This is a genomic window from Bacillus sp. UMB0893 (assembly GCF_002858905.1).
Classification (GTDB): Bacteria; Bacillota; Bacilli; order Bacillales; family Bacillaceae; genus Bacillus_P.
The window spans coordinates 752,145-763,740 of the sequence record NZ_PKLB01000001.1 but is presented as its reverse complement, the minus strand read 5'-3'; the positions used below and the strand labels follow the sequence as shown (position 1 = coordinate 763,740).

General features: G+C 42.1%; 13 protein-coding genes. All 13 read right to left on the bottom strand.

Annotated features, from left to right (window positions below):
- Positions 1-5: 5 nt before the first annotated feature.
- Positions 6-989, bottom strand: coding sequence for a quinone oxidoreductase family protein (locus CYJ36_RS03880; RefSeq protein WP_101564968.1), 984 nt, complete (start codon positions 987-989; stop codon positions 6-8).
- A gap of 5 nt (positions 990-994) precedes the next feature.
- Positions 995-1,774, bottom strand: coding sequence for an enoyl-CoA hydratase/isomerase family protein (locus CYJ36_RS03875; protein ID WP_101564967.1), 780 nt, complete (start codon positions 1,772-1,774; stop codon positions 995-997).
- 13 nt (positions 1,775-1,787) lie between these two features.
- Entirely contained in the window at positions 1,788-2,558 is a 771-nt protein-coding gene (locus CYJ36_RS03870; protein WP_101564965.1) for an SDR family NAD(P)-dependent oxidoreductase, read from the bottom strand.
- A gap of 28 nt (positions 2,559-2,586) precedes the next feature.
- Positions 2,587-3,336 (bottom strand): 2-phosphosulfolactate phosphatase, encoded by a 750-nt coding sequence (locus CYJ36_RS03865; protein ID WP_101564963.1) that lies wholly within the window; start codon positions 3,334-3,336, stop codon positions 2,587-2,589.
- A 2-nt stretch (positions 3,337-3,338) separates the two neighbouring features.
- On the bottom strand, positions 3,339-4,394 hold the full coding sequence (locus tag CYJ36_RS03860; protein WP_101564961.1) for a phosphotransferase family protein: 1,056 nt from the start codon (positions 4,392-4,394) through the stop codon (positions 3,339-3,341).
- 26 nt (positions 4,395-4,420) lie between these two features.
- The gene (locus CYJ36_RS03855; protein ID WP_101564959.1) at positions 4,421-4,828 is read right to left on the bottom strand and encodes an acyl-CoA thioesterase; all 408 of its coding nucleotides are present in this window, start codon (positions 4,826-4,828) and stop codon (positions 4,421-4,423) included.
- Positions 4,829-4,844: 16 nt separating this feature from the next.
- A complete protein-coding gene (locus CYJ36_RS03850; RefSeq protein ID WP_101564957.1) occupies positions 4,845-5,627 on the bottom strand; it encodes an enoyl-CoA hydratase in 783 nt (260 codons plus the stop codon).
- A complete protein-coding gene (locus CYJ36_RS03845) occupies positions 5,624-6,508 on the bottom strand; it encodes a 3-hydroxyacyl-CoA dehydrogenase family protein (protein WP_101564955.1) in 885 nt (294 codons plus the stop codon). The genes CYJ36_RS03850 and CYJ36_RS03845 overlap by 4 nt, the downstream gene beginning before the upstream one ends.
- A gap of 71 nt (positions 6,509-6,579) precedes the next feature.
- Positions 6,580-7,143 carry a TetR/AcrR family transcriptional regulator gene (locus CYJ36_RS03840; RefSeq protein WP_101564953.1) on the bottom strand — a complete coding sequence of 188 codons (564 nt, stop codon included), beginning with the start codon at positions 7,141-7,143 and terminating at the stop codon, positions 6,580-6,582.
- A 92-nt stretch (positions 7,144-7,235) separates the two neighbouring features.
- Complete coding sequence (locus CYJ36_RS03835) at positions 7,236-8,840, bottom strand: long-chain-fatty-acid--CoA ligase (RefSeq protein WP_257962387.1); 1,605 nt, start codon at positions 8,838-8,840, stop codon at positions 7,236-7,238.
- Positions 8,841-8,863: 23 nt separating this feature from the next.
- Positions 8,864-9,616: an SDR family NAD(P)-dependent oxidoreductase gene (locus CYJ36_RS03830; RefSeq protein ID WP_101564951.1), complete on the bottom strand. Its 753-nt coding sequence runs from the start codon at positions 9,614-9,616 to the stop codon at positions 8,864-8,866.
- Complete coding sequence (locus CYJ36_RS03825) at positions 9,613-10,791, bottom strand: thiolase family protein (RefSeq protein WP_101564949.1); 1,179 nt, start codon at positions 10,789-10,791, stop codon at positions 9,613-9,615. The genes CYJ36_RS03830 and CYJ36_RS03825 overlap by 4 nt, the downstream gene beginning before the upstream one ends.
- Positions 10,792-10,810: 19 nt before the next feature.
- Positions 10,811-11,587 (bottom strand): SDR family oxidoreductase, encoded by a 777-nt coding sequence (locus CYJ36_RS03820; RefSeq protein ID WP_101564947.1) that lies wholly within the window; start codon positions 11,585-11,587, stop codon positions 10,811-10,813.
- Between the last annotated feature and the right edge of the window lie 9 nt (positions 11,588-11,596).

Sequence of the window (11,596 nt, the reverse complement as noted above, 5' to 3'; positions counted from 1 at the left end):
TCACCTTAAGGAACTAAGATCAGTTTTCCTTTTGTTTGTCTTCCCTGCAGCATCTGATGGACTTCTTTAGCGCTTTCTAGCGGATAGACTCCTCCGATTGTCAGCTTTATATCTCCATTTTGAAGAAAAGCAAGCAATTCAGATAAACTTTGTAAATATAATTCTTTCTTTCTCATAATCTGCGGAAGGAAAAAGCCGATGACAGATAAATTTTGCGCCATGAGGGATGAAGGATATAGCCGTGATTGTTCACCGCTTGCCACTCCATAAATAACAAGCCTTCCAAAAGGTGCCATACAGGATAATGTTTTTCTGAATACATCTCCCCCAGCCATTTCAAGAGCTACATCAACGCCTTTTCCGCCAGTTAGCTGCAGAACCTCTTTTTCCCAGCCTTCTTGTGTATAATCAACGGCAGCGTCCGCACCCATTTCAAGGGCAAGGCTGCGTTTTTCTGGTGTGCTTGCCGTTGCGATTACAATAGAAGCTCCAAACAGCTTTGCAAGCTGTACGGCTATCGTCCCTACGCCGCCGGCTGCTGCATGAATCAGCACTGTTTCCCCTTGTTCAATGCGTCCCATTGTCTTTAAAATGTGATACGCACTTAATCCTTGCAGGGGAAGTGAGACAGCTTGTTTTACATCCACACCTTCTGGAATGGGAATTAAACCTTTTTCATCTGCAACTGTGAATTCTGCATATCCTGTTGACCGGCTTGACCCAAGGAGCGTGACCACTTTATCTCCTTTTTTAAAACGGGAAGCATCACTTCCGATTTCTACTACCGTCCCGGCAACCTCTGCACCTGGGACAAACGGAAGCGGTGTATCGATGACATATTGTCCTTCTCTTCGGGCTGTATCTGCATAATTAACGCCAATAGCCTCTATTTTAATTAAAACTTCTTTTGCTGCAGGTGCAGGAACCTCAAGCTCTACCATTTTTAATACTTCAGGACCGCCGTACTTTTCTAATTGAATCGCTCTCATTTTTATCACTTCCCTTGAAAGACTGGTTTGCGTTTATCTTTAAATGCATGAATGCCTTCTTGATGATCCTCTGTTGAAATCATCAGCGTTTGGGCAATACGTTCTTGTTCCAAAATTTCATCTAAATTTGAAGTGGCAGAGGAATTTATGATTTTTTTCATCATTCCATAGGCTTTGATTGGTCCTTGTGAAAGCTTATGGGCATAAGAAATGGCTTCATCTTTAAGCTGCTCTGCTGGCACAGTTTTGTTGACGATTCCATATTCAAGTGCTTGATTTGCAGTGATCGGCTCAGCATTGAAAAATAGCTGTTTAGCTTTATATGGACCAATAATGCGGGGAAGAAAATACAATCCTCCTCCATCGGAAATCAGACCGACTTGAGAAAAGCTCATGACAAATTTGCTGTCCACTGCTGCTAAAATCTGATCGCAAGCAAGTGCCAAGTTAAAGGCTGCTCCTGCTGCAAAACCATGAACGGCCGCAATAATTGGTTTTTCTAACGTACTGAAAGCATTGATGCATTCATTTAAACGTCCAATATGATCATATACATGCTGTCCATTTGCTTCTCCCATTGTTTTCACATCACCGCCTGCACTGAATGACCTGCCCGATCCGCTTAATACAACAACCCGCACACTGTCATCCTGCTTCGCATTGTTAATTTCCTTTGTCAGTGAATGAATCATTTCTGCACTGAAAGCGTTCAGCCTGTCAGGACGATTCAATGTCAATAATAATACACTTCCATTTTTTTCAACCAATAAATCACTCATATTAATTTCCTCCTATTCATCATGTAATAAGCCAGCCGCCGTCAGCAAGCAGATCAGAACCTGTCATATAAGAAGCTTCATGTGAAGCCGCAAAAGCAATGATGTTTGCAATTTCCTCCGGCTTTCCGACACGTTTAAGAGCCGTATTTCGTTTAATTGCTTCTGTAAACCGCTCGTTCTGAAGTCCTTTTTCAGTCAGCGGAGTTTCGATAAACCCTGGTGAAACAGAGTTGACTCTAATCCCATATGGGGCGAACTCATATGCAAGTGCTCTTGTAAAATTAATAACTGCCGCTTTGGCTGAACTGTAATGCGGAATTTCTGCACCTGCTTTGTGTCCTGATAGGGAGGCAACATTCACAATGGCTCTGTTTGCAATATGATCTGCACTTTTTTCCACCATGTATCCTCCCAAGGATTTCGAAACAAGAAACACACTTTTCAGATTCACATTTTGGACAAAGTCCCATTGCTCTGCTGAAGTTTCCATGATTCTGGAATGCACGGAGCCTCCCGCATTGTTCACTAGCACATGTAAATTGCCAAACTGCTCCTTAACGAATGCTGCAAGAGCTTCAACATCTTCCTGATTGGTTACATCAGCTGGAAACGGAAAGGCTGTCTTCTGCGCAGACATTTCATTTAACTCATCTGCAGCTGTTGATAGCTTCTCTTTATTTCTGCCGACTAAAACAACTTGAGCACCCTCTTGTATAAGTCTCCTCGAGGTTTCTTTTCCTATCCCGCTTCCTGCTCCAGTCACTACAGCGATTTGCGTATCAAACCTCACTCTATTCACTTCCTTTCCATTTCATTTTTCATTCTCGGACGACTCTCACACTGGCTGTACTGAGGTTAATTAGCTCATCCCCTTTTAGTACTGGAATGATATCGAAGCAGTCTCTCCTGCAAATAAAATGGATTTCCTCTTCAAAACCATGTTTTTTTAACATTTGCCCTACCCGTGACTGAGAGAGGATGTGAAACGGATCCTGATGATTTCCCTCATAAAATAGTTTTGCGGTTCTTGCAGAATCACTCAGCTCAAAGTCCAGTTCTAAGGTTAATAGACTAATTAAATAGCCAGCGCCATAGAAGTCTTCTAAGCTAAATAAGCCAGAAGATCCCGAGCAAACAATAATGATTGTCTCATTTTCATTTTCTGTGATCAGCTGGTCAGAAATAGCACGTGCATTCAATAGAGAACATGCATATACCTTTAGGCTTGGACTGCTCTTATGAATGGCAACCGTTCCATTTGTTGTAGAAAGAATCACTTTTTTTCCGGCTGCTGCCTCTTTCAGGCTTGATGGATTAGGATCAAGAAAGCCTTCAATCGTTTTCCCTTCATACTCACCTACTAGAATGTATTCTTCCTTTTTTAATAGATTGGCACGCTTCTTTGCATGCGCTGCATCCAAAACAGGTATGACCGATACGGCACCGTGATGAAGAACTGTTGTAATTGCTGATGTTGCCAGCAGCACATCAAATACAACAGCTGTTTTCCCCTCCATCTTTAGAGGATCAATTTCTTCTTTTCGAGTAACAACATGTATTTTCCTCATGATCAATCCTTATGTGCCATGCTAAAAGCATGCTGTATCAGAATTTCTGTAAAAGGACCAAAACGTGCAAACCGCTGATCATTTGTCTGTCCCTTTTTAAAGCGATAATAGATTTGCTGACAAATCACCGCTAATTTGAATGTTGCAAATGTTGTGTAATAATGAATGTTTGACACATCTCTGCCGCTTTTTCGGGCATAGCTTTCGATAAACTGTTCTCTCGTATAGAATTTCCCATTTGTAGTAATCGAAGGTTTGCCCATCCCGTATTTGAGAGGTTCCGAATCATCCTCTTCCATCCAATAGCTCATGGCAGCACCAAGATCTGCCAGCGGATCTCCGATGGTTGTCATTTCCCAATCAAACAAACCTGTCATCTCTTTTAAATCCGATGTAAATAAGGAATTATTTAATTTATAGTCATAATGGATGACAGCAGGCTCCCCCGAAACCGGAAGATTGTTCTGCAGCCATTTTGTCAGCAGCTCAACTTCATAAATTTCATCTGTTTTCGCTTTATGATATCGGACAATCCAGCCATGCACTTGTCTCTCCATAAATCCCTCAGGTTTGCTTATTTGTTCAAGTACAGTTCCCCGGTAAGGCACAGCATGGAGCTTGACAAGTGTTTCAACCATTTTTTCTGAGAGTGCAGAGCCAATTTCATCCGTACAATCCATACCGCCTGGAAGCTCTGTATCTACCAGGATGCCATGTCTTCTTTCCATTACGAAAAATGGACTTCCAACGATTGAAGGGTTATCGTTAAAAAGATAAGGCTTTGGAGCCAATGGAAAAAGGGGATGCAGTGCTTTTAATATGCTGAATTCTCTTTCCATATCATGTGCCTTGGCTGCAACCGGACCGAGCGGCGGTCTTCTTAAGACAGCTTCCCATTCTCCGATTTTCAGTGCATACGTTAAATTTGAAGCGCCTGTCCCAAATTGTTTGATTTGCAATCGGCCAGAGGGCAGTGAAGCCAATTCACTTCTTAAAAATGCTTCTAGCGTCACAAGATCCAGCTCTTCTCCAGCACGTACGGGTATGATTTGAGACATCGAATCACCTCTTTTATTTTAAAAATTCAGATATTAAAAGATGCAGCATACTGTCGTAATTTATCTTTCAAAGCAGCGGGCATTGCTTCACTTTCCTGTGTCTTGAAATTAAATGTGACGATAACCGCTTCCCCTTCTGCAATGAGCTGCCCAGTTTGCTGTTCAACAATCTCATGAGAAAGAGTAAAGCTTTTATTGCCGATCTTATGGACCGCTGTTTTAATGATTAGATGCTGATTAAAATAAGCCTGACCGCGAAAATCACACGTTGCTCTTGCTAAAATGAATGGCCAATCGCCGGTGGACATCGAATAGCCGAGAGCCTCAAAAAATTGCACACGGGCATCCTCTAAATAAATAAAATAGCTCGTATTATTCACATGACCCAGCGCATCCGTTTCACAAAATCTTACTCTCATAAGAGCTTCATGCATGGATCAATCCCACTCCTTATCTATGGCTGAAAGCTGGCTTTCTTTTTTCAATAAAAGCTTGTACGCCTTCCTTAATATCTTCTGTCTGAAACACCTCTTCAAACAGGCCTGCTTCAAGGTCAAGACCATTCAGAAGGGTGCTGTTTAATCCCTCATCAACTGCTTTTTTGATTTTAGAAAGTGCCGGCAGGGAATGACGGCTGATGCGGTTAGCCAGTTCAATCGCTTTTTGAATCCCTTCGCCTTTTGGGACGACAGACCCGACAAGACCTAATCGTTCCGCTTCCCTTGCATCAATAGGATCGCCTGTGAACATCATTTCTTTTGCTTTAGCATCACCGACAATGCGCGGAAGCCTTTGAGTTCCGCCTCCTCCGGGGAATAATCCAAGCTTGATTTCAGGCAATCCGATTTGAGCATGCTCTTCCGCAATTCTAAGATCGCACGTTAATGCCAGCTCACAGCCCCCTCCAAATGTTAATCCGTTTAAAACGGCAATGGTCGGCTTTGGAAATTGATCAATTTCATTTAAAAAAGCATGTCCTTCCAAGAAATTGGCCTTGATTCCTTTTTTGCCGATAAGCTGCGGAAATTCCTTAATATCTGCTCCTGCCATAAATGCTTTTTCTCCTGCACCAGTTAAAATCACTGTGACAACTTCACTGTCCTCTTTTAATGCCCGAAAGCATTCTTTCAGCTCTCGTGTTACTTGCTGATTCATGACGTTTAATGGAGGATTGTTAATTGTGATAATTGCAATTGAACCATTTTTATCTGCAGTTACCAGTTTATTCATCATTTTTTCACCTCTTCTTTTTTATACTCATACCAGCCTTTACCGGTTTTTCTTCCAAGCTCACCTTGTCTTACTTTTTGCTCGATGCATGCAAACGGCTTATCAGCTGGATCCCCTGATTCCGCAAAGCGCTGCTGCATCACAAAATAGCCGACATCTATTCCTGATAAATCCATTAATTCAAATGGACCGATTGGATGATTTAAAGCTTTTCGGCAAATGATGTCAATATCTTCAAAGCTTGCATATCCCTCTTCATAAAGGAACACAGCTTCTCTTTGCAAGGCGCCTAAAATACGATTTGCGATAAATCCTGAAATCTCTTTATTTAACAATACAGCGGTTCGGTTAATGGTTTCACATACATTCATCGTCAATTCTGCTGTTTCCCTGGATGTCTGCTCACTCATCACAACTTCTACACAATCCATGACAAGCGGAGGGAAAAAGAAATGCATATTAACCACTTTATCCTGTCGGCTTGTGGCGTCTGCAATCAAAGAATTAACAATAGTCGAGCTATTTGAAGCTAAAATGGCGTGCGGCTTTGAAAGCATATCCAATTTCGCAAACAGCTCTCTCTTTACATCAAGTTTTTCAACGACTGCTTCGATAATAAAATCCGCTTGACCTGCAGCTTGTTCTAATGAAGTTGTGAATGTCAGCCTTCCAAAAGCGGCTTTTTTAGCTTCTTCTGTCAGCTTGGATTTTTTTACCCACTTATCCATAATGGAATGCAGTGTTGCCTTGGCCTTTTCTAAAGCGCTCTCATGAATATCCTGAATGGCTGTTTCATAGCCTCCGAGTGCGCAAAGCATAGCAATTTGATGACCCATTTGGCCCGCTCCGATGACGGCTATTTGCTGAATATCTTCTTTCTTCATGATTATCCTCCCTTGACTACTAACCAGTCGGTATGTTTTAGGTATAAGAAATCCCCGTAAACGGAAATTTCTTATACCATTAGCCCTTCTAATACCATTTTCAGGAAAATTTCAGAAACTTCCAGATCAGACACCCTTCCATTTGGATCAAACCAGAAATAACTCCAATTCGTCATGCCAAGTATCCCGAAAGTGACAATATCCATCGGAAGGTCTTCCCGAAATTCGCCTGCAGCAATTCCTTCTTCTAGAATCTGTTGAATTTTTATTCTGAACAAATCCCTTTTGCCCACTACTTCTGCCATATCCTCTTTACTTAAATTTCTAATTTCACGGAAAAAAACTTTTGCGCTTAATCCTTCTTTTTCTATGTCGTGAATGAGCATATAAACAATTTCATGAAGTTTTTCTTTATGCAGCTTAGAGTCATCATTTATGATTTCTTCCTGTTTGCGCAGAAGATCATCAATGTACTTTAAATGAATCGCCATCAGCAGCTCTGTTTTACTTGTATAATAGTAGTAAAAGGTCCCTTTCGTAACACTGAGTGCATCTACTATATCCTGAATCGATGTTTCTTTGAATCCTTTTTCTCCAAATAGCTGTATGCTTTGCTGTATGATTTTTTCTTTCATTATGCCTAATCCTCTCTAGCCTAGATCCTATTTTAAACAGATTATACCATAAGCCGTTCTGCCCGAGATTCATAGATTATTATATCAATTTTTTATCTTTGCACAGCTTCTTCTCTGAGAGCTCTTCGCAATATTTTGCCGACGCTCGTTTTCGGCAGCTGGTCGCGGAACTCTATTACGGCAGGTACTTTATAGGAAGCTAACTGACTGCGGCAAAATGATATGATTTCGTCTTCTGTTGCGCTTTTTCCTGATTTTAATACGGCAAAAGCCTTCACTGTTTCTCCTCGATACGGATCAGGAACTCCGATTACTACAGCTTCTTGAATGGCTTCATGCTCATAAAGCACTTCTTCAATGTCCCTCGGATAGATATTGTACCCGCTTGCTATGATCATATCTTTTTTACGGTCCACAATGTAGAGATATCCTTCTTCATCCACTTTCGCAATATCTCCTGTGAAAAGCCAGCCATTCCGAATGGTATTGGCTGTTTCTTCCGGCATATTCCAATACCCCTTCATCACCTGAGGCCCCTTAATAATGACTTCTCCGAGACTACCAGGCGGCACTTCTTCATTGCCAGTTGCGAGATCCACAATTTTATAAGCTGTTCCGGGAACCCCAAGTCCTACACTCCCTGGCTTTCGCTCTGCAAAAGGGGGATTGCAGTGGGTCGTAGGGGCTGCTTCAGATAAGCCATAGCCTTCTAAAATCTGCGCACCTGTTTTCCGTTCGAACTCTTTTAACAGCTCGACAGGCATAGGAGCACTGCCGCTATTGCAGATTCGAATGCTGCTGATGCCGTATTCTTCCGCCTTTGGATGGTTTGTAATTGCAACATACATCGTCGGCACTCCCGGAAAAATAGTAGGCTGCTCTCTTTTTATCGTCTGCATGACTTCTTCTAAGTCAAACCGAGGCAGCATGATCATTGAATTCCCGCGCAAAATCGTTAAGTTCATACACGAAGTCATACCAAAAACGTGAAATAACGGGATAACCGTTAAACAGCGCTCTACTCCTGATTTTACATCGTTTTTAAAAAATTCATTCGATTGATAAATGTTGGCCATCAAGTTTCTGTGTGTGAGCATTGCACCTTTAGAACGTCCTGTTGTCCCGCCTGTATATTGAAGGACGGCTATATCATGTTCTGGTTCAATTTGGACTGGAAGCACTTCCCCTCTGCCCATGCCTAAAAATTGCTGGAATGTACAATCCCCTTCGTCAGGAAGGATTTCCTCCTGCAGACTGACTGTAATCACCTGTTTTAAGCTCGTATTCTCTTTTATTGCTTTGACTCTAGGGTAAAGAGCGTCAAATACCACAATGGTTTCTGCACCTGAATCATTCAGAATATAGTCCAATTCTCTTTCCACAAGCATCGGGTTCACTTGAGTTATAATCGCTCCAGCTTTTAATGCACCGAAATATGCGACAATATACTGCGGACAATTCGGAAGCATGATGGCAACCCGATCACCTTTTTGAATGCCATTTTTCTGAAGAGCAGATGTAAAGGCAAACACCATGCCTGCAATTTGCTGATACGAAAATGATTTTCCATAAAAAGAAATGGCTTCGTTCTCTCCATACTTATGAACGGTTTCATCTAGCATTTGCGGAATCGAAATGTAAGGAATGTCGAAATCATGACGCACATGATCAGGGTATTTTGCAAGCCATTTATCCAATGAATGGTTCCTCCTTTATTTCCCTAAAAGGTAATGGTTCCGCCATCAACAAGCAGCGTAGTCGCTGTTACATAAGACGCATCGTCACTTGCCAGAAATAACACAGCCTTGGCTACTTCCTCAGGCTGGCCAATTCTTGCCAAAGCATTTGATTTCGTATAAATTTCCCATCTTCTTTCATCATTTCGCCATTCATCCACAATAGATGTATCAATGACACCTGGAGCAATTGCGTTTACACGTATCTTTTTCTTTCCGTAGTCAAGCGCCGCATTTTTTGTAAGTGCAATAACGCCTGCTTTTGAAGCATTATAAGGTGCAAGCAGCTTTTTCCCTTTTATCCCAAGTACACTTGAGGTATTGATAATAGAACCGCCATCACCATCTATCATAAATGGAACAGCATATTTCATTCCTAAGAAGACACCCTTTAGATTTATGTCCACCACACGATCCCATTCTCCAATTTCCATATCCCCAAGCTTTACGCTCTGATTTGAAACGCCGGCATTATTGAAAAGAATATCCAGTTTTCCGTATTCGTTTACAGCCGTGTTCATTAATGCTTCAACTTCTTTTGGGTTTGTAACATCTGTTTTTACAAAAATGCAATTATTATTTTTCTCTCTAATCTCATGAGCAGCCTTTTCTCCTGCTTCACTGTTAAAATCACCTATTACTACCTTTGCTCCATGTTCAGCAAATAAAAGAGCCGCAGCTTTTCCTATCCCATTTCCTCCTCCGGTAATGACAGCAACTTTTCCGGAAAGTCTCATTGGTTTGTTTCTCTTTCAATAATCGTTGCAATACCCTGTCCCCCGCCAATACAAGCAGTAATCAAAGCATAGCGTCCTCCTGACCGTTTCAGCTCATAAATAGCCTTTGTCATTAAGATCGCTCCGGTTGCACCAAGCGGATGGCCGTGAGCGATCGCTCCTCCATTTACGTTTAGCTTGGTATGGTCAAAATCAAGCTCGCGGTCACAAGCTAAAACTTGTGCTGCAAACGCCTCATTAAGTTCAACTAAATCCATGTCAGATAAAGATAAATTGGCTTTTTCAAGTACTTTTTTCACAGCTGGGACAGGTCCGATTCCCATAATATTCGGATCAACACCTGCAACAGCATATTGTTTCACCGTGCATAGCGGTGTTAAACCAAGCTCTTCTGCTTTCTCTCTTGACATGATAACGAGTGCTGATGCAGCATCATTTAGTCCAGAGCTGCTTCCGGCCGTAACCGTTCCGTCTTCTTTAAATGCTGGCCCCAATGCTTTTAAAGCTTCTATTGTTGTATTCGGGCGGGGATGTTCGTCTGCTTTGAAAAGAACAGGGTCTCCTTTTCTTTGAGGGATTTCAATTGGCACAATCTGTTCATCAAATCTTCCCTCTGAAACAGCTTGAGCCATTCTTTGCTGACTGCGGAGAGCATATTCGTCCTGTTCTTCCCTGCTTATCTCATATTTGGAGACCAAATTTTCAGCTGTAATGCCCATCGGCGGATTTCCAATTTCCTTTGGTGACAGAACAGCTGATTTGAACTTGGGAGGAGCGGGATTGTACGCTTTTTTCGGTTTTTCCATTAAATATGGAGCAAGAGACATACTCTCAGTGCCGCCTGCAATAAAGATGTCTCCATCACCTGCTTTAATCGCCTGAGCAGCAAGATTAACTGCATTGATTCCAGATCCGCATTGACGATCCACTGTCATTCCCGGTATATCCATTGATAGTCCAGTAGATAATGCTGTTAATCTGGCAATATTCCCCCCGCCTGAAAGGACATTTCCAAAGATGACATCGTCAATCATATCTGGAGAGATATTTGCTCTTTTTATCGCCTCTGTGATTACGATTGCCCCAAATTCATTTGCTTCCATTGAAGAAAGTGTTCCGCCTTGTCTCCCGATTGGAGTTCTGACAGCTGCTACGATTACTGGATCACGATTCATTTTTTAAAAACCCCTTCCTTTACATGGCATGTGTTCCGCCATCTACGACGAGAACATCACCCGTGATGAAATCAGAAGCTCTTGCTGCTAAAAACAAGGCAGCGCCTTTTAAATCCTGATCTGTTCCAAATCGCTTAAGCGGTGTGATACTAAGGAAATGGTCTTCTCCCTGTTCAATAATCACCTTCGACATTTTCGTTGGAAAGAAACCAGGAGCAAGAGCATTGACATTAATGTTATGAGGACCCCACTTCACAGCCAAATCCTTCGTAAAAGTGATGACGGCGCCCTTGCTCGTGTTGTACGCAATCGTATCCATGTAACGCGGGTCAGTTCCTCCGAGTCCTGCTACTGAAGCAATATTTATGATTTTTCCGCTCTTTTGCTCAATCATATGTTTTCCAGCTTCCTGAGACATCAGGAATGTTCCGGTTACATTGACATTCATTACTTTATTCCATGCTTCAAGCGGCATTTCCTGAACAGGAGCACCCCATGTTGCTCCGCTGTTGTTAACTAGAATATCAATTTTTCCGAACGTATCAATTGCCGCTTTAACAACGTTTCTCACATCATCAATATTTGTTACATCACACGCTAAACCAATGGCTTTAACTCCATATTCAGCCCTTAATCGGTTTGCCACTTCTTCGCACGCCTCTGCCTTTCGTGAGCAAAGCACAAGTGAAGCACCTGCCTGTGCAAAACCTTCAGCCATTTGCTCGCCGAGTCCTCGCCCTCCGCCTGTAACAATGGCTACCTTGTCTGTTAAATCAAACATCTCTTTTACATGCATGCTTTCTCC